The organism is Actinokineospora auranticolor (assembly GCF_041897805.1).
Lineage (GTDB): Bacteria > Actinomycetota > Actinomycetes > Mycobacteriales > Pseudonocardiaceae > Actinokineospora > Actinokineospora auranticolor.
This window is the reverse complement of sequence record NZ_CP154825.1, coordinates 2,773,545-2,795,352: the sequence shown is the minus strand read 5'-3', so window position 1 is coordinate 2,795,352 and position 21,808 is coordinate 2,773,545. Positions and strand designations below refer to the sequence as shown.

Here is a 21,808-nt window from a genome sequence, read left to right as displayed (position 1 = left end):
CTATCTCGATAGTGGATTGTGGGTAGTTCGACAAAAGTTATGCGAAAGTGACACTCGAGGATCGTTCGCGGCTCCGCCCGACCTACCCGGGCGGAGCCGCGAACCACCTAGTTGAAGTCCTTGCCCAGCCGCAGGGCGTCGACGCTGATGCGCTTCATCTCCTGCTTGTGGATCTCCGGGTCGGGGTCCGGGCTGGCCGTGTCCGACTCGGCGATGATGACGTCCCGATCGAGTGACATGGCCGAGAAGCCGCCCCGGCTCAGGCGGGCCAGGCCGGGGACCACCACGCGTTTCTCGCGCAGGAGGTCGTTGACGCTGCCCGTGTCGTCCGAGCGGACGAGCAGTTCCAGTTTCTCGGCGGCGGCCCGGTCCGGCATGCGCACCACGCTGACGCTGGTGTACACCGTTCGACCGTCATCCATCGGGGTGATGAAGACGGCGCGCGACAACTGCCTGCACTGGTTCTCCACCAGGAACTGCTTGACCTTGCCGTACGCGTGCGCCGCGCAGTCGCTGTCCCGCAGCGGCTCGACGGTCTCACCCATCCGCTGGAACAGGAACTCACCCTGCACGGGGACGGGCGCGGGCGGTGGTGGCTGTTCGTCACCGGAGGTGAGCACCAGGACCAGCCCCGCCACCACCGCGGCGACCACCGCACCGGCTGCGGGCAGCAACCACCGCGGCCGGGCTTTCGCGAGGACGAGCGCCAGCAGGCGCGCGCGGGGGCGCGCGGCGGGGGCGGGCTCGGGCTCGACGGGGGGCTCTATCACCTGGGTGACGGCGAACGGCTGGAACGGCGGCTCGAACGGGGCCTCGACGGCCCCCCTCGGCGCCTTGGCGCTCCAGGGCAACTCGTCCGGGAGCGTGCTCACGATCACGGCAGGCGCGGGGGCCGGTTCGGCCGGGCGCGGCGGGAACTTCGGCAGCTCTCGCATCCCCTGATCGGGTGAAGGTAGATGATCCGACACGGGAGCAGACAGTAGCGTAATCCGCTCGTTATACAACGATCGTGGCGATAGACACACCGTGCAACCGATTTGGCCGCTTCCCCGCAGTTAGTGGTGAGGACTACTCAAATCGCGCCGTGTCGCCCGCGCCGCGCCGCACGATCTCCGGTTCGTCCTCCGAGAAGTCGATCACCGTGGTCGGCACCGTGCCGCATTCCCCGGAGTCGATGACCGCGTCGACCACGTGGTCGAGGGCCTCTTTGATCTCCCAACCGGACACCATCGGCTCGTTCTCGCCGGGCAGCAGCAACGTACTGGACAACAGCGGTTCGCCCAGTTCAGCGAGCAGCGCCTGGGTGACGGTGTGATCGGGGATGCGAACACCCACCGTGCGCTTCTTCGGGTGCAGTAGCCTGCGGGGCACCTCCTTCGTGGCAGGAAGGATGAACGTGTAACTACCCGGCGTCGCCGATTTGACCGCACGGAACACCGCGTTGCCAAGATGCACGAACTGGCCCAATTGAGCGAAATCCTGACACATCAGGGTGAAGTGATGCCGATCATCCAGACCGCGGATCTGCCGGATCCGGTCGATGCCGTCGCGATTGCCCAGCGCGCAGCCGAGCGCGTAGCAGGAATCGGTGGGGTAGGCGATCAGTCCGCCATCCCGCACCAGGTCCACCACCTGCAGGATCGAGCGCCGCTGCGGGTTGTCCGGGTGCACGTCGAAGTACTTCGCCATGGCGGGAGTCTACGGAGCCGCGCCCACCCCGCCGGGAAACACTGTCCAGGCAGGAGCGATCCTGAGTATGGACACGAACGGGTGAACAACCGGGTGACAAGTCGGCAGCGGGGAGTGACGTGACACGGTGGAGTCTGGGGGTCGACCTCGGCACGAGCTTCACGTCCGGGGCGGTCGCCACCGCCGACCGGGTCGAGGTGCTCGAGGTCGCCGGTGAGCGCCGCATCCCCTCGACGGTGCTGCTCGACGGCTCGGGCAAGCTCCTCGCGGGTGGCGTGGCGCAGCGCATGGTCGGCCGTTCACCCGATCGTGCGGAGCGCAACCCGAAGCGGTACGTCGGCAGGCGACCCATGGTGCTCGGCGGCGAGCTGATCACCGCGCAGCAGGCGCTGGGGGCGCTGCTGGGGCAGTACGTCGACGCCGCGCGCGCCCGGTTCGACGGGTCCGCCCCGTCGGTACTGGTGCTCACCCACCCGGTCGCGTGGTCGGAGGCCCAGCGCACGGTACTCGGCGAGGTCGCGGAGCTGGTGCTGCCGGGGGTGCCGGTCGAGCTGGTGGCCGAGCCGGTCGCCGCGGCCGTGCACTACGGGGCCACCTACGGCCACCCACGATCGGGTGATGGGCAGGACAGCGTCGCGGTGTACGACCTGGGCGGCGGGACCTTCGACACGGCGGTGCTGTCGTTCACCGAGTCCGGGTTCACCGTGGTGGGCGCACCGGCGGGTGACCCCGAGATCAGTGGCGAGACGTTCGACGAGCGGGTGTTTCACCACTTCGGGGAGCAGCTGAGCGCGTTGAACCCCCAGTGGTGGGAGCAGGTGAGCACGAGCGGTGACCGGCGGTGGCTGGCCGCGGCGACCGACCTGCTGACCGACGCCCGGCTGGCCAAGGAGTCGCTGTCCGAGCACGACGACGCCGGGCAGTACGTGGTCGGCGCGGACGCGGACGTGCGCATCACCCGTCCGGAGTTCGAGGCGCTGATCGCCGACGACGTGGCGCGCACGACGGCGCTGCTGGCCAAGAGCCTGGCGGAGAGCGGGCGGTCGCCGGAGCAGCTGCGCGGGGTGTTCCTGACGGGTGGCGCCAGCCGGATCCGGCTGGTGGAGGAGACGCTGCGGGCCAGCTACAACGACCTGGTGCGGACGGTGCACGACCCGAAGGCCGTGGTGTCCCTGGGGGCGGCGCGCTGGGCCCAGCGGTCACTCAAACCCGCCCCACCCACCCCAGTGAGTGACCCCGGTGTGGGTGAGAAAACCCAGGTGGTGCGGATCCCGTCACCGAACGGACCGTTCCCGGTGCTGGCCACGGGCGTGCTCGAGGCCGTCGCGGCCAACGGCGTCCTGTACACGTGGGGCGTCGGCGAGGGCGGTGGCCACCGGGTCCGCCTGCTGGACGGCAACGGCCGAGTGGAGCGCGAGCTGCCGATGGCCCGGATCGTCGGGTGGGCCGTCGCCGAGCACTTGGTGCTCATCGCCGAGCGACGCGGCACGGCGGTGCGGGTGCACGCGCTGAGCCCGGACCTGATCATCCTGAACACCGTCGACCTGCTCACCCCGCACGATCCGTGGCTGATCGCCCAGGCGGGCACCGGCTGGGTGTTCCTCCGGGGGACATCGACACGCCCAGTGAACAACGCCGACGGCCTCCCCTGGGGCGAACTGGCCGACCCCGCCTTCCTCGTCGTCCGCCCGACCACCGCCTTCACCCCCGTGACGGCCCAGCCCACTCCCCTGGGCCCGACCGCCACCTGGTTCATCAACGAAGACGGCACCCGGCGGCGGCTCCTGGACCCGTCCATGCCCAGTTCGGTACCACCCACCCCCTTGGGGGACGGCCGTTCGTGCGCGCTGATCCTGGGCCGCACCAGCCGCCGCCGGACCGGACTGCGGTCGCGGGCCATTGTGCCGAGCCAAACCCTGGCCACGCTCGACGCCACCGGCGAGTTGTCCGTGGTCGCCGAACAACAGGACACCACGGGATTGTGGGCGCACCAACTGCTTTACAAGGACAATTGGTTCCTGGCCACCAACCTGGGCTTAGAAACGTTCGAGGGAACAGACCGCCGCTTGTTCGTGGAACGCCCACCGGCAGGCACCGCCCGCTGGATAGCCACCGCGACCCACCTGTACGGCCTGGTACAAGACTCCCTGATCCCGAACCGCGGCCTGTCCCTGCACCTATACGACGAAACCCGCCCGCGCGTGTTGGGCACTTTCCCGGGCCTGTTGGGAAACCTCGCCTCGGTCGTCCCCACGGAATCCCCCAGAATCCGCGTGGACGGCGACCGGATCTGGCTGGCCACCAGAACCAGCGAAAACGCCTCCCAGGTCCTCCTGGTCGACGGCGACCGCGTGGAGAAGGTCACCACCGCCCCGGGCTGGCTGGAACCCCTCGGCCAGGGCTACGCCCTGCACACCCCGAAACCCCCACCCGGCGACGACCGAACCACCCCCACGGCCCTGGTCCGCCTCCCCGGCTAGGGCAGGCTCGGCTCGACCAACTCGGCCACGGTCTTGGCCTGAGGACAGAGCTCACTCGTACCAGTGCCCACGATCAGCACATCCACGCGCGAGGTCTGCGTGATCCCGAGCGAGACAATGCACCCCACCTTGTTGGTGCCCAACGCCTGAACACCCTCGTGCCTTCCGATCCGCACCGGAGTCCGCTCGCCCTCAGCGACCAACTCTTCGACTCCGCGCTCCTTGTAGTAGGTGATACCGATTGTGAAGCTGTCGGCTAGACGCTCCTTCGACACCCTCCACTCGCAGGAGGTATAGCTCTTCGTCTCCTTCTGCTTCGGCTTCTCGGATGTACCGAACGTCCGCAGGTCGGATTCCGCAAGCCATCCACACGGCTTGAGAGCGGACGTGTTCGATTCCGATGGGCCAGTGGTGGTCTTGTCGGCTCCGCCGCTGGTCGGAGGCGTGGATGACCCCTCGGTGTTGGCTTGCCCACCCGTGGTCGTCGTACACCCCGCGAGAAAGGCAACCGACACTGCTGCTTGGGCCCACCAGCGTGAACGCTTCACCGGGATCTAACGACCTTCCGAGTTGAGACTGGCGTTGGTCTGCTCGACCTCAGCATAGTTCGCCATGGCGGCCTGGATGGCCTCATCCGCCTTGATCAGCGACTCGCGCAGCTCCAAGACCCTTGTGACAAAGCCGTTCGCGTCACCAGCCACCTGTTGCATGAACGGCTTCATGATCTCGGCGTTGTTCGAGCTGCCCAGCTTGGGCACCTGCTGAAGCTTCTCGAACTCGAACCTCTGGCTATCAATCCACGCGACCATGTTGCGGATGGCCTGTCGCAGGGCCTCGCCGCCACGGGCGTTGACGGCGAAGCCGCCTTGGTTGGCGGTGGACAGGAAGCTGTCCACCGATGCCGCGGAGAGGGAGCCTCCGCCGCCGTCTGAGTCTCGCATGGGGCCTCCGCCGAAGGGGTGAGTCGGGGGTACGGTAGCAATGTTGCCGTCACCGCAACGGGGGAATCCCGGGCTTGGTGGAGAAGTCACATCGGGTGGGTTAGGCCCAGGTCAGGGGCTTGAGTTCGTCCCCCACCGCGATAGTGCCCGGGGTGGTCACCGCGTACTTCGTGCCGAAGGCGATGCCGTCCGGGGTCCGGCGGTAGGTGGCGAGGGTGCGGAGTGGTTCCGGGCCCTCACGAGTTCCGGTGCGCTGGTTGACCACCGTCACGGCACAACGGATCGCGGGCTTCGTGTACCCCAGGGCGACATCACCGATTCGGCAAGTGCGCAACGAGTCCTCGGCATAAGGGAAAACGCCCGTGATGACTATGTTGGGACGGAAGCGATCGAGGGGCACAGCGGGCAAGCGGGTGCGGAGGTCGTCGTAAGACTCCAGTGACAGCAGGTGGATCGCGCTGCTGTCGGCGAAACCGGAAGTACCCGGGGTTTCTCCCGTGGCGACCCGGTCGTGGTCCAACGGTACGCGCACCAAGCGGCTTGGGGATCCCAGGACGTCGGTGAACCAAGCCGCCGCGTCGTCGCCTTGGTCTATGGCGCGGTAGGGGTCTCCGAACATCGTTACCGGGCGCGGAGGAGACAGCAGGTCGACGGGCACGGTGATCTCGCCGTGCGAATGGGCGCGCAGGACCAGTTTGTCCGCCGTGGCCTCGGGGTGGATCACGGCCAACCGAGGGTCTCGGCGCTGCGACCGGGACACACCCGACGCGTCCACGACCATGAACGCCCGGTCGTGCGCCAGGCCCGCCGGGCCCACCGCGGACTCCGCCAAGGCCGTCCCGGCACAGCCCTTGACCGGGTACGCGTGCAATCCGGCAACTGTGATCACGGCACCGACGCTACCGGGGAGTGCGGCCCCGTCAAGGCTGATCGGGGGGCTGTCAGAAGACTTGGCCGGGGCCGCACTCACGACGTCGCCCCGCGCGACGCCGGTGTTACATCACCACCCCCGACCGCTCCCCGCGTACACCACCGCCTGGTCCGCGCCACCGAGCTCGAAAACCTCGTGCAGCGCCCGCACGGCCCGGTCCAGCTCGCTCTCCCGGCACAGCGCGGACAGGCGCAGTTCGGACGTGGCGACCTGGGTGATCTCCACCTCCAGCGCGGCGAAGGTCTCCCAGAACGCACCGGTGGCGGCGCGGATGCCCGACCCCACCAGGGAAATCTTGCCGATGCCCACGTCGACCGACACCGATTTCAGGCCCAGCTCGGCTTCCAGCAGCTCCGCGGTCGCCACCGCCGACGAGCGCGGGACGGTGAACGAAAGGGCAGCCCCTAAGGCGGGCATGTCCACCTCGACGCCCGTACCGGCCAGCACCCGGAAGACGCGGGCGACCAGCGCCGGGTCGTCGGCCACCCCGGCGACCGTGACCAGCGCGCTCGAGCGGTCGTGGGCGATGGCGGTGACGGTTTCCTTCTCCATGTCCCTCTCCACAACCTCTCCGGCGGGCTCGGCCACGATCGTCCCCGGCTCATCGGTGAACGAGGACCGCACGTGCAGCGTGACGCCGTGGCGCCGCGCGTACTCGACCGAGCGTGTCATGAGCACCCTGGCCCCGTTGGCGGCCAGTTCCAGCATCTCCGCGTAGCCGACGCGGGGCAGCAGCCGCGCGGTCGGCACGACCCGCGGGTCCGCGGTGCACACGCCGTCGACGTCGGTGTAGATCTCGCAGACGTCGGCGCGCAGGGCGCCCGCGATGGCGACCGCGGTGGTGTCGGACCCGCCGCGGCCCAGGGTCGTCACGTCGTCGGTGTCCTTGCACAGCCCCTGGAAGCCCGCGACCAGCACGATCCGGCCGCGGTCCAGTTCCTGCCGCACCCGTGTGGGCAGCACGTCGACGATGCGCGCGCTGCCGTGGTCGCCCGTGGTGAACACGCCTGCCTGCGGGCCGGACAGCGACGTCGCCGGGTGCCCGAGGTCGGTCAGCGCGATGGCCAGCAGCGCGTTGGAGATCCGCTCGCCGGAGGTGAGCAGCATGTCCATCTCGCGCGGCGAACCGGGGGTGCGGGACACCCGGGCGGCCAGGTCGAGCAGTTCGTCGGTCGTGTCGCCCATGGCGGACGCGACGACGACCACGTCGTGCCCGGCCTCCTTCGTCGCGATCACCCGCCGGGCCACCTCGGTGATGCGCTCGGCCGAACCGATCGAGGAGCCACCGTACTTCTGCACGACGAGTGCCATGTCAACCCCGCTCCCCCAGTCCGAGCCGACCGAGGACGCCGATCAGGATGTCGCACGCCATGTCCACGACCTCGGCGGTGACGTTGAGCGGCGGCAGCAGCCGCACGACGCGGTCGTCGCGGCCGCCGAGTTCGAGGATCAATCCCTCGTGCAGCACCGAATCCCGTACCTTGGCGGCGAGTTCCGGCGCGGGTGTGCCGTCTGGCGCGTCGGTGAGTTCGATGCCCCACATCAGGCCGAGGCCCCGGATGTCGCGCACGGCCGGGTGCCACGCGATTTCCGCGAGCCGCTTGGAGACCTGCTCGCCGCGTCGGCGGACGTTGCCCAGCACGTCGTCGCGCTCGATGACGCGGACCGCCTCGACGCCCGCGGCGAACGCGAGCTGGTTGCCGCGGAAGGTCCCCGTGTGCGAACCGGGTTTCCACGCGTCGAGCTTGCGGTCGTACAGGATGACCGCGACCGGCGCGCCGACGCCGCTGAGCGCCTTGGACGCGACGACGACGTCCGGTTCGATGCCGTACTGCTCGAACGCGAACCAGGTTCCGGTCCGCCCGCAACCGGTTTGCACCTCGTCGACGATCAGCGGGATGTCGAGTTCCGCGGTCAGCGCACGGACCCGGCGGACGAACTCCGGCCGCGCGGGGATGACGCCGCCCTCGCCCTGCACCAGTTCGAGGATGACCGCGGCGGGCAGCGGCAAGCCGCCGTTGGGGTCGCGCAGGGACCGTTCCAGGTACTCGACGCAGTTGGTGGCGCAGGTGTCCGGGCGCAGCCCGAGCGGGCAGCGGGTGCAGGACGAGTAGGGGAAGAAGTGCACGCCCGGCAGGCCGTTGGCCACCGGGCTCTTCTGCGCGACGAGGCCGGTCAGCGCCATCGCGGTGGCGGTGGCGCCGTGGAAGCCGCCCTGGAAGGAGACGACGTCGCCGCGGCCGGTGGCGGTCTTGCACAGCTTGATCGCGGCGTCGACCGCGTTGGCCCCGGTCGGACCGCAGAAGTGGATCTTGGTGCGTTCCCGCATGGTGGGCGGCAGCATCGCCAGCTGCGCCTCCACGAAGGCCGCCTTGGCCGGGGTGGGGAAGTCGAGGCCGTGGGTGAGCACGCCGAGTTGGTCGACCATGGCCGCGACCAGCTCGGGGTGGTTGTGCCCCAGGGAAAGCACACCCGCGCCCGCGAGGAAGTCGATGAAGACGTTGCCGTCCACGTCGCGCACGAAGCTGCCCTGGCCGCGCTCGATCGCGATCGGCAGACCGCGTGGGTAGCTGCGGGCGTTGGATTCGGTCTGCTCCTGGCGGGCCAGGTACCGCGCCGAACGCGCGCCCGGTAGCGCGCCGTCGACGTGCGGCAGGCTCATCGCCACGATGAGGTCGGTCATTCGCTCACTCCTGGTTCCTTAACACCGTGTGTCGTGGTGGGACTTTCGGTGAGTCCGGCGGCGGGGGTCGCCCCGCCCTGCCGGGCGTCGCCTCCGCCGTGCCGCGGTTCGGGAGGAGTCCATTGTGGTCGGTGCCGCCGCCGCGGACCGGGCCGGGGCGGATCGACGCGTTCGGATTCCGACTGCGCGCATTAACAGTTTCACCGTGGCACTGGAGGCATGCGAAACATAACTGTTGCTAACTATCCCCACCTACGCCCTTCGGGGTAGAAGAATTCACAACCTATTACCCAAAAGGAGTAGCGTTCCAATGTTCTTTGCCATTCACTCAGGTGACATGTGAACGTTTGCCCACCAAAGTCTCGCCAGTCAAGCCGTTGACAACGTGATAGGTACATAACGTTCGACCATAGCGGGCATCAATTCAGTCTCAAGTATGCGAGACGGAAGGTCGTGCCGGTCCGGATGCCGCACGGACGTGGGCCGTACGGGCGAAGACTGCAAATTGCAAGGGCCTGCCGAAAAGCGGGTCGTCCTTACCGACGAGTGAGATTGCGGACTTTAACACGCACCCGATGAGCGGATGTGAGGTGAATGTGGGACGATGCGCGGCCCCAGTGCGTCAATAGCCGGCGGGCACGAAGGGTGATCGGGTTGATAACCCGACCGGACGCTTTGCGAAAGGTTGATACGCGCTTGAGTAGAAAAAGGGGACGACATCGGCGGGAACGACCGTCGTCCGGGTGAATCCCGCTGTCGACCGCACCGGCGGCTCGACCGACCTCGTTCCGGGCGCGGTGTTGGCGCACCCGCTCGGACGGCGACCGGAGCGGGGAGGCGGTCGCGATCGGACACCTGGCCCTACTCGCCGTGCTGCGGACGGTCGCACCGGCCGTGCTCCTGGTCGACCAGCGCGCCGCGGGCGCGGTTCACGATCCGGGACTAGGCCGGTTCCGCCGGGGCGGTCGCTCGACGTACCAAGTGTCCGACCACTCCGTCCGCGAGCGCGCGGGCGGCCCCTGGAACGGCGGAGCGCCGGAGCGGGGCACGGCCCCCGCGAGGGGGCGTGCGGTGCTCCGGCGCTCCGGCGGACGCGCGGGTGGGCCCGCTCAGTACTCGTCGCCGCCCCAGAAGATCTCCTCCAGCTGGTCGCCGGTGCCCGCGAGCAGCTCCAGGGGGTCGGTGAACTCGTGGATGTCCAGGTCCTTGAGCGGCAGCGAGTGCCGCAGGACGACGTGGTCGCCCATGATCGCGGCGCCGCAGGCGATGCTGGAGTGGCCGATCTCGGTGAGGACCGCCTTCAGGTCCACCTTGTCCGCCAACCCCAGCGGCGTGGCGATTTGCACCCATTCGTGCTTGCTGTCCAGGATCTCCAGGGCGACGATGACCACCTGGGTGCGCTCGTCCTCCTCGTCCTGCTGCTCGAAGTTGACCAGGATCCGGAGCTGGTCCTCCTCCTCGGAGATGACCTCGTACTCTTCGCGGACGTACTGCGCGAGGTCGCGCCATGTCGACATGCGCACAGCGTAGCGGGGCGAACACGCGATCGGATCCGGTCGTGTGCGTATCCACCGCCGACAGGTGAACTCCCGCAACCCCCGTTCCGGGGACTGGTCTCCTGCTCCACGCCGCCCGGACCGGGCAGGCGCGATGCCAGACGAGACCCAAGAGACCCGGCCGCCGGCGGTCACGACATCAACTACGGGATGCGGCACATCAGCGCCAGGCACGGCAACGTCACGTCGCGGGCGCAGCGGAACCACCTGGTGGCGTGCGTCCGGCGGGTGCTGACCCAGGGGACGCCGCACCTCTTGGCGGACGAGAAGCAGTGCCAGGTCACGTACCAGGCCGGGGACGGCCGAACCTGGATCATGTTCGTGCGCGACCCCGGCTACCTGGACGACCCGGCGAGCCGGTGGGGCGTCGCGACCGTGTACCCGTGGCGGGCGAACCGCCCCTGGCTGCGCTGCACGGCCTGAAGCGGAACGGGGTGGCGACCGGCGACCGGTCACCACCCCGCCGCACGGCGCTGCCGCTAGTCGACGAAGGCGATCGTCGGCAGGTCGACGGAGCTGGCGCCCGCGTCGGCCGTCACGACGGCGCCGCTGACGATCGCGGCGTCCTTCGACGCCAGGAACGCGATGACCGACGCGATCTCCTCCGGCTCGGCCGGGCGGCCCAGCGGGCAGTTCTCCGTGACGACCTTGTACGCCTGCTCCCGGTCCAGGCCCTTGCCCGCCCCGAACGCCGCCATCTGCTCGTCCGCCATCGGCGTGCGCACCCAGCCCGGGCACACCGCGTTCGCGCGGACGCCGTCGCGGCCGTAGTCGCGGGCGATCGAGCGGGTCAGGCCGATGAGCGCGTGCTTGGTCGAGGTGTAGCCCGCGACACCGGGGCCCGCGAACAGACCGGCCAGCGACGAGACCAGCACGACCGAGCCGCCGCGCACCCGCAGCGCGGGCAGCGCCTCGCGGATGGTGACGAAGGCACTGGTCAGGTTGACGTCGAGGGCCAGCTTCCAGCCCGCGTCGTCGGTCTCCAGGGCGGTGCCGAGGCCGTGGCCACCGGCGTTGGCGACCACGCCGTCGAGCCTGCCGAACTTCTCCAGCGTCGCCGCCACGACGGCCTTCATGGCCGCCGAGTCCACCGCGTCGGCGGGCAGCACGAGCGCGCTCTCCCCCAGCGGGTCGGCGACCTCGCGCAGCGGGGCCTCGCGCCTGCCGGTGAGGACGACCTTGCCGCCCTCCTCGACCAGCCGGCGGGCCGTGGCCGCGCCGATCCCCGTGCCCGCCCCGGTGATCAGGGTGACCGTGTCCGCGAACCTCATGCGACCGTTCCTCTCGTCTTGATCGTCTGTCCACTCAGGTGGGCGCCGTCCGGCCCGAGCAGGCCGAGGACCGCCGCGGCGATGTCCTCGGGGACCAGGAAGTCCGTGCACCCCGGGGCGACCGCGCCGACCCGGATGCCCAGCGGGGCCACGTCCCCGGCCACCGCGGCGGTGAACCCGCGCACGGCGCCCTCGACGGCGCTGTGGTGCGCCATGTGCCCGCAGTCCGCGACGATCGTGACGATCGCCCCGCTGCCCTGGCCCTTCATCGCCCGCAACGCCGCCCGGGTCCCGTAGAACGTGCCGTCGAGGCGCACTCCCAGCGCCTCGTGCCACTGCTCGTCCGTGATGTCCATCGTGGACCCGGCGGCGGCCGGACCGCAGTCCCAGCCGCCCGTGTTGGTGACCAGCACGTCCAGCCTGCCGAAGTGGTCGACCACCGCGCGCACCGCGCCGTCGACCTGCACCGGGTCGGAGACGTCGGCGCTGACCACCATGCCGCGCCGGAGCCCGCGCGAGGCCAGCTCCGCCCCGGTCGAGTCACCGTCGAGCACCGCCACCGTGGCGCCCTCGTCGTCGAGCATCCGCGCGACCGCGATGCCGACCCCGGAACCGGCCCCGGTGACCAGTGCCACCTTGCCGTCCATGCTGCCCATGACCGGGCACGCTAATTCCCGCCATGAGCGGTTACCCAGAGCCAGAACCCACTAGTGCGCAGCCGAACAACGATCGTTCGCTTCGAGGCAACTAGTTGGTCACGGCATGGGACAACCGGTGGTCCGACTTGCACCGAAGCCGGACCACCGGTTGGGTCTTTTTACTTGCCAGCCTTGCCGAACTGCGGCGTGTGCAGGTCGCCGACGGCCACGTGGATGGCGCGCACGTCGCTGTAGAAGTCGATGCTGTGCACACCGCCTTCCTGGCCAACACCACTGGCCTTGATGCCGCCGAACGGGGTCCGCAGGTCGCGCACGTTGTGCGAGTTGATCCAGACCATGCCCGACTGCACCGCGCGCGCGACGCGGTGGCCGCGCTGCAGGTCACTGGTCCAGACATATCCGGCCAGCCCGTACTTGGTGGCGTTGGCCAGCTCGATGGCCTCCTCCTCCGTGTCGAACGGCGTCACGCCGACGACCGGGCCGAAGATCTCCTCCTGGAAGATCGTGGCGTCCGGGCGGACGTCGGCGAACACGGTCGGCTGCAGGAAGTTGCCCTCCGGCAGGCCCTCGGGGCGCACGCCACCGGCCACCAGCCGGGACTCGCGCTTGCCGATCTCGACGTACTCCATGACCCGCGCGTAGTGCTCGGGGTGGATCAGCGCGCCGACCTCGGTGGTCGGGTCGGCGGGCAGGCCGACGCGCACGGCCGCCGCGCGGGCGCCCAGCGCCTCGACGAACCGGTCGTAGATCTCGCGCTGGACCAGGACCCGCGAGCTGGCGGTGCAGCGCTCGCCGTTGAGGGAGAACACGCCGAACACGGCGGCGTCCACGGCCCGGTCGAAGTCGGCGTCGGCGAAGACCACGCAGGGCGACTTGCCGCCCAGCTCCATCGACACCTCCTTGAGGTTGTCGGCCGAGGAGCGCATGATGATCTGCCCGGTGCCGCTCTCACCGGTGAACGAGATGCGCGGGACGTCCGGGTGCGACACCAGCGCCGCACCGGCCTGCTCACCGATGCCGTGCACCAGGTTGAACACGCCGTCCGGCACGCCCGCCTCGGTCATGATCTCCGGCAGCAGGCTCGCCGACAGCGGCGACCACTCGGCGGGCTTGAGCACCACGGTGCAGCCCGACGCGAGGCTGGGGGCCAGCTTCCAGGTCTCCAGCATGAACGGGGTGTTCCACGGGGTGATCAGACCCGCGACACCGGCGGGCTGGCGCACCGAGTAGTTGACCTGCTTGTCGCCCACGACGTAGGCCTCGTCGTGGATGGCCACGATGACGTCGGCGAAGTAGCGGAAGTTCTCCGCCGCGCGGTGCGCCTGGCCGCGGGCCTGGGTGATCGGCAGACCGGTGTCGAAGGTCTCCAGCTCGGCCAGGCGCTCGGCGCGCACCTCGATGCCGTCGGCGATCTTGTTCAGGATCTTGGCGCGCTCGCGGGCGCTCAGCCGCGGCCACGGGCCCTCGGTGAACGCGCGCTTGGCGGCGGCCACGGCGAGGTCGATGTCGGCGGCGTCACCGGCGGCGACGCGGCCGTAGACCTCGTTGGTGACCGGGTCGGCGACCGGGAAGGTCGCACCGTCCACACTGGACGCCGGCTTGCCGTCGATGAAGTGCCGCAGGTCGCTGGGCAGGTCGGCAGGGCGGGGGACGACTGGCTCGGTCATGCTTGTTCTCCTTGGCGGGTCGGCGGGGGCGTCAGTTGGCGGGGCGGACGAGCAGGTGCTCGGCCTGGGCGCGCAGGGCGTTGATCTTCTCCAGGCCCTTGGCGGTCGGCTCGATCAGCGGCGCGCGGACGAACCCGCTCTCGATGAGGCCGAGGTTCTTCAGGATGTGCTTGGCGGGCGCGGGGTTCGTCTCCACGAACAGCAGCTCCACCAGCGGCGCGAGCTGGTAGTGCAGGTCGATGGCGCCCTCGTGGTCGCCGGAGACGTAGAGCTCGTACATCCGCGCGACCGCGGCGGGCGCGATGTTCGCCAGCGCCGAGACGAAGCCGATGCCGCCGATGGCCAGCAGCGGCAGGCACAGCAGCTCGATGCCCGACCACATCAGGAAGTCGCGCCCGCACTTGTGCAGCACGTGCGAGAAGTGCTCGAAGTCCTTGGTGGTCTCCTTGATGCCCACGATGTTGTCGTGGTTGCGGCGCAGCGTCGCCACGGTGTCCGGGGCGATGTCCAGCGCGGTGCGCGAGGGCACGTTGTAGACCACGATCGGCAGGTCGGGGAACTCCCGCGCCACGGTGCCGTACCAGGCGATCAGGCCCTCCTGGGTGGGACGGCTGTAGTACGGGGTGATGACCAGCGCGATGTCGGCGCCGAGGTCCTGCGCGGCGGCGGTCAGCTCCAGCGTCTCGTCGAGCTTGGTGGAGCCGGTGCCCGGCAGGAACGGCACGCGGTCGTCGATCACCTCGGCCACGGCCTTCATCGCGGCGATGCGCTCGGCGATGGTCTGCGCGCTGGGCTCACCGGTGGAGCCGCCGATGGAGATGCCGTGCGAGCCCGAGTCGAGCTGCCAGCGCACGAGGTTGCGCAGGCCGTCGAGGTCGACGGCGCCGTCGGCGGTGAACGGGGTGACCACCGGGGCGATGGAGCCCTTGACCGCGGCGGGGGTGGAGCGGAACTTCATTGCTTCTCCAGGATCAGGCGCGGGTGGAGACCGCGGTGACGGTGTTGAGCTTGTGCTGGCGGGCGAAGGCCTCGACGTCGGCGGCGGGCGCTCCGGTGCGGAGCAGGCGTAAGAGCTCGTCGTGCTCCTCGACCGACTCCCTGGCCCGTCCGGGGATTAGGCTGAACGTGGAGCGGCGCAGCACGTCCAGCAGGTTCCACTCGCGGGTGATCAGGTCCCGCAGGTGCGGGTTGGGGCAGCCCCCGCACAGCAGGAGGTGGAACTCCCGGTTGAGCCGGGTGAAGCCCAGCGGGTCGAACTCGGTGAGCGTGGCCCGCATCCGGTCGTTGAGCTTCTCGGCACGCGACAGCAGCGTCGGGGTGGCCTTGGCGGTCGCCATGGCGTGGCCCTCCAGCAGCGCCAGCGTGTGCATGGCGTGCCGGTACTGGTCCGGGTCGACGCCCGCGACCTGGGCACCGACGTTGCGCTCGAAGATGACCCAGCCCTCGGCCTCCAGCCGCCGCACCGCCTCGCGGATCGGCACGGCGCTGATGCCGAGGTCGCGGGCGATCCGGTCGAAGACCAGCCGGGTGCCGGGGCCGTACCAGCCGTCCACGATGCGCTCCTTGAGCGTCTCGTAGGCGTACTGGGTCTTGGAGCGGCCCGCGAGCGCCGGGATGGTGACCGAGGTGGTCATCGCCCGTCCCACTCGGCGTACTTGGCCTTCCAGGTCGCGTTCATCGGGTACAGGCCGTCGACCGACTCGCCCTCGTCGACGCGGGCCAGGATGAACTTCTCCTGGCGCTCCATCTCCAGCGCGTCCTTGGCGACCTCGTCCACGATGGCGGGCGGGATCAGGATGACGCCCTCGCCGTCGCCGACCAGCACGTCGCCGGGGCGCACCAGGACGCCCGCGCAGGCCACGTCCACGCCGATCTCCCACGGCACGTGCTTGCGGCCGAGGACCGCGGCGTGCGCGCCCGCGGAGTAGGTCGGGATCTCCAGTTCGCCGAAGGACGGGCTGTCCCGCAGGCAGCCGTCGGTGACGATGCCGACCGCGCCGCGGCGGGCCGCGCGCAGGGCCAGGATGTCGCCGATGGTGCCCGCGCCGTGCTCGTCGCGGCAGTCGATGACCAGCACCTGGCCGGGGCCGATGGCCTCGACGGCGCGCTTCTGCGCGTTCATGCCGCCGCCGCGCTCGTCGAACATGTCCTCGCGCAGCGGCAGGTACCGCAGCGTGTGCGCGACGCCGACCATCCGCAGGTCGGCGCGCGCGGGGGCGAGTCCGGTGAGGAAGGTGTGGTTGAGCCCGCGCTTGCGCAGCTGGCTCGACAGCGTCGCGGTGGACACCGCGTTGAGGGCGGCCTCGGTCTCCGGCTTGATGGACGGGACGTCCTTGCCGAACGCGATGCCCTTGTCCACGGCGGTCACCTGGGGGCGGGCGCCGGGCTTGGGCAGCTCGTCGTCGGCCTCGACGACGGTGTTGACCAGGCGCTCGGCGTCGCCGATGGCGACCTCGACGACGTCACCGGGCTCGACGACGGTGGCGCCGGTCGGGGTGCCGCAGAGGATGATGTCGCCGGGCTCCAGCGTGATGGTGCGGGAGAGGTCGGCGACCAGGTAGCCGAAGTCGAACAGCAGCTCGTCGACCTTGGCCTCCTGCACCAGCGTGCCGTTGACCCAGGTGCGCAGGGTCAGGTCGGCGGTGCGGGGGTCCAGCAGGGCGGAGCCGACGGGGGTGAAGCCGTCGGAGCCCTTGCTGCGCAGGTTGGAGCCGCGGTCGGCGTAGCGCAGGTCGTGCACGCCGAAGTCGTTCGCGGCGGCGACGCCCGCGATGTAGTCCAGGGCGTCCGAACGCTTCACGTTCTTGGCGCGCTTGCCGATGACTACGGCGATTTCGCCCTCGAACGCGGAAAGGACGGTGCCCTTGGGACGGACGAGGTCCTGGCCGGTCGCCGCGAGTGACGACGGCGGCTTGAGGAAGTAGGACGGCTCCTCCGGGAACCGGCCCCGCTCGGCCGCGCGGCTGCGGTAGTTCAGGTGCACCGCGATGATCTTGGTCGGCTGGATGCCCAGCGGGTGCGCGCTCACGCGGGCACCGGGAAATCAACGATGACCTGGCCGGTGCCGGAGCTCGGGAAGTAGTCGCAGAGCTGCTCGCCCTTGCCGGAGTAGTCCTTCCACCCGAGGAGGCCGAACATCATGGCGGTGTCGGCCATGGCGGCCTCGCCGGTGCAGCGCTCGTTGTAGGTCGGGAGGGTCTCGAGGAACTCGGCGATGCGGCCCTCGCGCCACTGGTCGAGCACGATCCGGTCGGCCTGCTCGTTGAACGGGTTGGAGATCGTGTTGAGGTACTGGGAGGAGATCTCGTTCGTGGGGAACTGGTGCGACAGGGACCCGCTGGCCAGGAACGCGACCTTGCGGTCGGAGCGCTTGATGGCACGCAGCATGGCCTCGCCGACGCGGCGGTTCTCGTCGATCGTGGAGTAGATGTTGCAGCCGATCGGGAGCACGTCGAGCTGCCGGGCGCCCTCGGTGTTGTCGGGGCGGTTCATGAAGTGCATCGGGACCAGCGTGGCGTACTCGAGGCCGAGGTCCTTGACGTCGTGGACCAGGGCTTTCTGTCCACCGGCGTTGATCTCCTCGCCGATGAGCCGGGCCAGGTCGGGGGCGCCCGCGTAGTCGTACTCCAGGTCGGCGATGAAGTGCGGCAGCTCGTGCGAGGCGTAGCTGCCGTGGTGCTGGGCCTTGCCGTTGAGGTGGAAGCCCATGCTGTTCATCCAGTGCGAGTCCGCCACCAGGAAGGTGTCGGCGCCGCGGTCGCGCGCCCGCTTGCCCACCTCGGCCAGGCCGAGCTCCGCGGGCCTGCGGATGCCGTGGTTCTTGCCGGGCTGGATGGACAGCCAGATCGACGGCACGTGCGTGATCTTGGCGGCCAGGACCAGCTCACCCATGGTGACCTCCTCCATAGAGGGAATCATGTAGCGGATCGCATATGATTCGTACTCCGACGGCGGCACACGCCACCGATGGGAACAGGTGTACCCCCTCGGAGCGTTGATTCCTTGGCGGGGCGTGCACTCCGGTTGACCGGGAGCGCATCGCAACATTGCGGGTAGGACTCGGTGCGAGGCCGAGCCTTGACGGGAACGGGCGTGAGGGAACAGTGTTCCCAGTCACGCAGGGTCACTCTGGCAAGGAGGTCAGCGTTGACGTACTCGGTGACGACGGCGGGCGCGCCGGCGGCGCAGCAGTTCGACCTGTGGGAGTCCGCGGTATCGCAGACCTTCGTGCCGCTGGAGGCCGCGCCGGGCGAGCGCTCGGCGTTCCGGGGCAGGCTGCGCGGGCAGAACCTGGGTAGCGTCGCCGTGTACGAGGCGACCGCCGACGCGCACACCGTACGTCGGACGCAGCGCGCCATCGCCAAGGGCAACCCCGAGGTGTACAAGCTGGGGTTGCAGCTGCACGGCTCCGCGCGACTCAGCCAGGACGGCCGCCAGGCGGCCTTGGACCCCGGCGACTTCGCCATCTACGACACCACCCGCCCGTATACGTTGGCCTTCGACGACGTCTCGTCCACTTTGGTCCTGATGTTCCCCCGCGACATGCTGTGCCTGCCATCCGGACACGTCGAACAGCTGACGGCTACACGCTTTAGTGGTGGATCCGGGGTGAGTGGGATCGTCAGCTCGATCCTGGTGCAGCTGGCCCGCAACCTCGACGATCCCCAGGTGTACGGCAGCGTGCGGCTGGCGAGGAACGTCGTGGACCTCCTGGGGACGGCGCTGGCAGACCGGGTGGACTACTCGAACGTGCCCGCGGAGTCGAGCCGGGGCGCGCTGCTGGTGAAGATCAAGTCCTATGTGGAGACGCACCTCAACGACCCGGCCCTGAGCCCCACGGAGATCGCCGCCGCACACCACATTTCGACCCGCTACCTGCACAAGCTCTTCAGCGACGCGGGCGTGACGGTGTCGGGGTGGATCCGCCAGCGGCGGTTGGAGCGGTGCGGTCAGGACTTGGCGGACCCGAGCAAGCAGCAACTGGCGATCGGAGCCATCGGAGCCCGCTGGGGCCTGGTGGACGCGTCATACCTGAGCCGGGCCTTCAAGACGGAGTACGGCCTGAGCCCTTCCGAATACCGCCAGCGCAGCGCCACTCACCGCAGCGACTAGCCCTCCCCAACGCCACTCCTCGCGGTGACCAGACCGTCACCCACCGTAGACAAACCGGCGATTCCCCACACTCCGTCACCCCTCCCCCGGTAGCATCGCGCTGACGGGGAGGAACACAACCATGCGCGATTCCGACGGCGGCGGCGGCTCCATCGCCCCGGACGTCTCCAACTTCCTGGGCTCCGCCCAATCCGGTGGCTTCGCCGTCAACGAACGCGGCGGCCAGGCCCTGCTCACTGCGATCGACAACATGACGTCGTGGATCGACGACAACGTCGTCGGCTGGGAGAAGCTGGCCCGAGAGCCCAAGCTGGGATCGACCAACAACGCCCAGGTGATGAAGCCGTTCATGGTGGCGGTGGCGAGCGACGATCGTGGGTTCATCACGCAGATGTCCGCGCTCCGTGAATCCCTGCTCAGCGCACGAGAAGCGATCGTGGCGGCCATTGCCAACTACAAGAACACTGAAGCGCGAGCAATGTCGAGCTATACCCAGACATAGGGCAGCACAGCTACCAAGTACACCACTACCGGATAGGACCGGCAGGCACATGCGCGCCAAGTCAAGCGCCGTACTCCTGGCAATACTCGCGGCAGCCGGCGTCTCCGGTTGCACGACATCCGCCACCGGGACTGCGACAACCCAACCCGGAACCTCACCGATTAGTGCGGGCACGTCGACCTCGTCCCTTCCCGCCAAGACATCGTCGAAACCCACGAGCTCAATGGCCGATATCGAGCCTTGCAGCGTACTCACCCCATCCATGAAAACGCAATTGCGCGTCACAGACGCGGGAAAACCCAGCGACATCGGTTCAGGGCGTTCTTGCGATTGGCACACAGCAGGGGAAAAGCGCCCTTGGGTGATTAGTGTTGTACTGTACGACAGCCTCGCGGTTGACGAAGTGCCCGATACCGCGAAAACCAAGCCCCTGCCGGACATCAACGGACGGAAAGCCATCCAGATAACCGGTGGCACCGCATTCAAAGCTTGCACGGTATCAATGGCGGTTGCCAAGAAGAGCAGTGTGGCCGCGATCGTCATGGCGGACAACGATGAGACCAAAGGGTGCGAACTCGCTCGCACCATCGCCGAGTTGATCGATCCCACCCTGCCGCGCGAGTAGGAACTGCTATTCAGCATTCCCAAGCACATTGCCACGATGGCCTGCTGGCCGATACCGACATCGCGGACTTGGCCAGTGTCGGGGCAGGAGAACCGCCCGTACCAATCCGTCGAAGAGTTCGGTACGTGTTCGATCGACATGGCGGTGCCCAGACAGTCCCGCACCGCCGTATCCGTAGTAGCGGGTACGCGCCCAGGTCAGAGCCTGTCAGCTCACGGTAGGCGAGGCCAAGGCGATTACAGGGGAGCCGATGCGCAGCGAGAGCCTGTACATCGCCGGGGTGTGGGTTCAACTGGCCGGGGCTGGGGAGTTCACCAGTCTTGACCCCGCTGCCGGGACTCCGATCGCCACGTTGGTGGACGCGGGCGCGGCCGAGGTGGACGCGGCTCGGGCGGCGGCATCGGCGTCCGCTGGGGTTTGATGGACGCGTCATACCTCAGCCGAGCCTTTCAAGGCCGAGTACGGCCTGAGCCCCTCCGAATACCGCCAACGCAGCGCCACCCACCGCAGCGACTAACCCTCCCCAACGCCACTCCTCGCGGTGACCAGACCGTCACCCACCGCAGGCAAACCGGCGATTCCCCACACCCCGTCACCCCTCCCCCGTAGCATCGCACTGACAGGGAGGGAAGAACCACACCATGCGCGACTCAGACGGCGGCGGCTCCATCGCCCCCGACATCTCCCACTTCCTGGGCGCCGCCCAATCCGGCGGCTTCGCCGTCAACGAACGCGGCGGCCAGGCCCTGCTCACTGCGATCCGGAACATGATCGACTGATCGACGCGAACCGGGCCAACTGGGCGATTCTGACCTATGCGCCGAAGCTGGGATCCACGAACAATGCCGAAATTATGAAGCCTTTTATGATCGCCGCGGCAAGCGATGATCGAGGCTTCGTCACCCAGATGATGGCATTGCGTGAATCGTTGACCCAAGCTCAAGAGGCAATCACCACCGCAATGGCGAACTACCAGCATAAAGACGCCCAAAATGCCGCAGAGTTCCCCCAGGCTTGAGTCGTCGCAGCCATCGATGCTCCCGAAGAGGATCCCCACCATGCGCATCAAACTCGGCGCGGCGCTGGTCACCGCCGTCACGGTGGCAACCGCAAGCACCGCGTGCACAACCACGACCGACGGCACCGCGACCACTTCGCCTGCCACGCCGACCGGTACCACGACGACCGTCGGTAGGAGTTCCTCAAAACCGACGTCCACATCGAGGAAAGCGTCAGGCCCACTCGCTGATTTGCAGGCTTGCGAGATGCTGTCGAGCGCCGAGCAGGCCCATTTCGGCATCACCGCGACGGGCAAGAGCAGCGAACTAGGCTCGGGGCGCTTGTGCACCTGGCAGGTCCGAGGCCAGGAATACACCTCCATATTGAACGTCATTCTCTACGACAGCGCCGGTCTCAAAGACCTCTCTGACACGCTGAACAAAAAGCCGATCGCATCGATCGGGAATCGGCAGACGATCCAGGTCATCAATGACGTGGAGAAAAACTGCGCCGTGATGATGGCGGTGACCGACACCACCAGAGTCGCGACGCAGGCCACAGTCGGGGTCGACGTGGACAAGGCGTGCGAGATGGCGCTCGAGTTGGCCCGGGTCGTCGAGCCGAAACTGCCCCGCGGGTAGCGACCGGAGGTGCCTGCTCAGGTCAGGCGCCGGTGGGCTGGTTGTCGTACGC

Annotated in this window: 24 protein-coding genes; 9 read left to right on the top strand and 15 right to left on the bottom strand. The window is 68.8% G+C overall.

All coding sequences use genetic code 11. The features are described from left to right. Positions 1-107 precede the first annotated feature (107 nt). A complete protein-coding gene (locus V5P93_RS12815; protein WP_104480395.1) occupies positions 108-935 on the bottom strand; it encodes a hypothetical protein in 828 nt (275 codons plus the stop codon). A gap of 133 nt (positions 936-1,068) precedes the next feature. Next, entirely contained in the window at positions 1,069-1,689 is a 621-nt protein-coding gene (locus V5P93_RS12810; RefSeq protein ID WP_104480396.1) for an L-threonylcarbamoyladenylate synthase, read from the bottom strand. A gap of 119 nt (positions 1,690-1,808) precedes the next feature. Between V5P93_RS12810 and V5P93_RS12805 the strand changes: the two genes are divergently transcribed. Next, a complete protein-coding gene (locus tag V5P93_RS12805) occupies positions 1,809-4,169 on the top strand; it encodes an Hsp70 family protein (RefSeq protein ID WP_104480397.1) in 2,361 nt (786 codons plus the stop codon). Here V5P93_RS12805 and V5P93_RS12800 read toward each other — a convergent pair. From V5P93_RS12800 to V5P93_RS12775, 6 genes are all read right to left on the bottom strand, one after another. Beyond that, a complete protein-coding gene (locus tag V5P93_RS12800; RefSeq protein WP_181043598.1) occupies positions 4,166-4,717 on the bottom strand; it encodes a DUF3558 domain-containing protein in 552 nt (183 codons plus the stop codon). The two genes, V5P93_RS12805 and V5P93_RS12800, sit on opposite strands and share 4 nt — an antisense overlap. A gap of 6 nt (positions 4,718-4,723) precedes the next feature. Next, the gene (locus V5P93_RS12795; RefSeq protein ID WP_104480399.1) at positions 4,724-5,110 is read right to left on the bottom strand and encodes a hypothetical protein; all 387 of its coding nucleotides are present in this window, start codon (positions 5,108-5,110) and stop codon (positions 4,724-4,726) included. A 100-nt stretch (positions 5,111-5,210) separates the two neighbouring features. Further along, the gene (locus V5P93_RS12790; RefSeq protein ID WP_104480400.1) at positions 5,211-5,999 is read right to left on the bottom strand and encodes an MOSC domain-containing protein; all 789 of its coding nucleotides are present in this window, start codon (positions 5,997-5,999) and stop codon (positions 5,211-5,213) included. 111 nt (positions 6,000-6,110) lie between these two features. Beyond that, on the bottom strand, positions 6,111-7,352 hold the full coding sequence (locus V5P93_RS12785) for an aspartate kinase (RefSeq protein WP_104480401.1): 1,242 nt from the start codon (positions 7,350-7,352) through the stop codon (positions 6,111-6,113). A 1-nt stretch (position 7,353) separates the two neighbouring features. Further along, the gene (locus V5P93_RS12780) at positions 7,354-8,724 is read right to left on the bottom strand and encodes an aspartate aminotransferase family protein (RefSeq protein ID WP_104480402.1); all 1,371 of its coding nucleotides are present in this window, start codon (positions 8,722-8,724) and stop codon (positions 7,354-7,356) included. Positions 8,725-9,833: 1,109 nt separating this feature from the next. Next, positions 9,834-10,241 carry a hypothetical protein gene (locus V5P93_RS12775; protein ID WP_104480527.1) on the bottom strand — a complete coding sequence of 136 codons (408 nt, stop codon included), beginning with the start codon at positions 10,239-10,241 and terminating at the stop codon, positions 9,834-9,836. A 189-nt stretch (positions 10,242-10,430) separates the two neighbouring features. Between V5P93_RS12775 and V5P93_RS12770 the strand changes: the two genes are divergently transcribed. Then, positions 10,431-10,703 carry a hypothetical protein gene (locus V5P93_RS12770; protein ID WP_104480403.1) on the top strand — a complete coding sequence of 91 codons (273 nt, stop codon included), beginning with the start codon at positions 10,431-10,433 and terminating at the stop codon, positions 10,701-10,703. Positions 10,704-10,759: 56 nt separating this feature from the next. Here V5P93_RS12770 and V5P93_RS12765 read toward each other — a convergent pair whose 3' ends face one another. From V5P93_RS12765 to hpaD, 7 genes are all read right to left on the bottom strand, one after another. Then, on the bottom strand, positions 10,760-11,551 hold the full coding sequence (locus V5P93_RS12765) for an SDR family NAD(P)-dependent oxidoreductase (RefSeq protein WP_104480404.1): 792 nt from the start codon (positions 11,549-11,551) through the stop codon (positions 10,760-10,762). Further along, positions 11,548-12,207, bottom strand: coding sequence for an SDR family NAD(P)-dependent oxidoreductase (locus V5P93_RS12760; protein ID WP_104480405.1), 660 nt, complete (start codon positions 12,205-12,207; stop codon positions 11,548-11,550). Before V5P93_RS12760 ends, V5P93_RS12765 begins: the two co-directional genes overlap by 4 nt. Before the next feature lie 161 nt (positions 12,208-12,368). Next, positions 12,369-13,877, bottom strand: a complete 1,509-nt coding sequence (gene hpaE / locus V5P93_RS12755; protein WP_104480406.1) for a 5-carboxymethyl-2-hydroxymuconate semialdehyde dehydrogenase — start codon at positions 13,875-13,877, stop codon at positions 12,369-12,371. A 31-nt stretch (positions 13,878-13,908) separates the two neighbouring features. Beyond that, positions 13,909-14,835, bottom strand: a complete 927-nt coding sequence (gene dapA, locus V5P93_RS12750) for a 4-hydroxy-tetrahydrodipicolinate synthase (RefSeq protein WP_104480407.1) — start codon at positions 14,833-14,835, stop codon at positions 13,909-13,911. A gap of 13 nt (positions 14,836-14,848) precedes the next feature. Next, positions 14,849-15,511, bottom strand: a complete 663-nt coding sequence (locus tag V5P93_RS12745; RefSeq protein WP_104480408.1) for a GntR family transcriptional regulator — start codon at positions 15,509-15,511, stop codon at positions 14,849-14,851. Further along, positions 15,508-16,905 (bottom strand): fumarylacetoacetate hydrolase family protein, encoded by a 1,398-nt coding sequence (locus V5P93_RS12740; RefSeq protein ID WP_104480409.1) that lies wholly within the window; start codon positions 16,903-16,905, stop codon positions 15,508-15,510. Before V5P93_RS12740 ends, V5P93_RS12745 begins: the two co-directional genes overlap by 4 nt. Further along, entirely contained in the window at positions 16,902-17,768 is an 867-nt protein-coding gene (gene hpaD / locus V5P93_RS12735) for a 3,4-dihydroxyphenylacetate 2,3-dioxygenase (protein WP_104480528.1), read from the bottom strand. Before hpaD ends, V5P93_RS12740 begins: the two co-directional genes overlap by 4 nt. A 255-nt stretch (positions 17,769-18,023) precedes the next feature. Here hpaD and V5P93_RS12730 point away from each other — a divergent pair, with 255 nt between their 5' ends. The 7 genes from V5P93_RS12730 to V5P93_RS12700 all read left to right on the top strand — a co-directional run bounded on the left by V5P93_RS12730 (position 18,024) and on the right by V5P93_RS12700 (position 21,756). Next, complete coding sequence (locus V5P93_RS12730; RefSeq protein WP_104480410.1) at positions 18,024-18,989, top strand: helix-turn-helix domain-containing protein; 966 nt, start codon at positions 18,024-18,026, stop codon at positions 18,987-18,989. Between the two features lie 121 nt (positions 18,990-19,110). Further along, entirely contained in the window at positions 19,111-19,491 is a 381-nt protein-coding gene (locus V5P93_RS12725) for a hypothetical protein (protein ID WP_104480411.1), read from the top strand. Between the two features lie 49 nt (positions 19,492-19,540). Then, positions 19,541-20,116 (top strand): DUF3558 domain-containing protein, encoded by a 576-nt coding sequence (locus V5P93_RS12720; protein WP_104480412.1) that lies wholly within the window; start codon positions 19,541-19,543, stop codon positions 20,114-20,116. A 250-nt stretch (positions 20,117-20,366) separates the two neighbouring features. Next, positions 20,367-20,537 carry a hypothetical protein gene (locus V5P93_RS12715; RefSeq protein ID WP_181043599.1) on the top strand — a complete coding sequence of 57 codons (171 nt, stop codon included), beginning with the start codon at positions 20,367-20,369 and terminating at the stop codon, positions 20,535-20,537. 220 nt (positions 20,538-20,757) lie between these two features. Further along, positions 20,758-20,895: a hypothetical protein gene (locus tag V5P93_RS12710; protein WP_245931399.1), complete on the top strand. Its 138-nt coding sequence runs from the start codon at positions 20,758-20,760 to the stop codon at positions 20,893-20,895. An 86-nt stretch (positions 20,896-20,981) separates the two neighbouring features. After that, positions 20,982-21,134: a hypothetical protein gene (locus V5P93_RS12705; protein ID WP_245931400.1), complete on the top strand. Its 153-nt coding sequence runs from the start codon at positions 20,982-20,984 to the stop codon at positions 21,132-21,134. A 40-nt stretch (positions 21,135-21,174) separates the two neighbouring features. Further along, complete coding sequence (locus tag V5P93_RS12700) at positions 21,175-21,756, top strand: DUF3558 family protein (RefSeq protein ID WP_181043600.1); 582 nt, start codon at positions 21,175-21,177, stop codon at positions 21,754-21,756. Positions 21,757-21,808 lie beyond the last annotated feature (52 nt).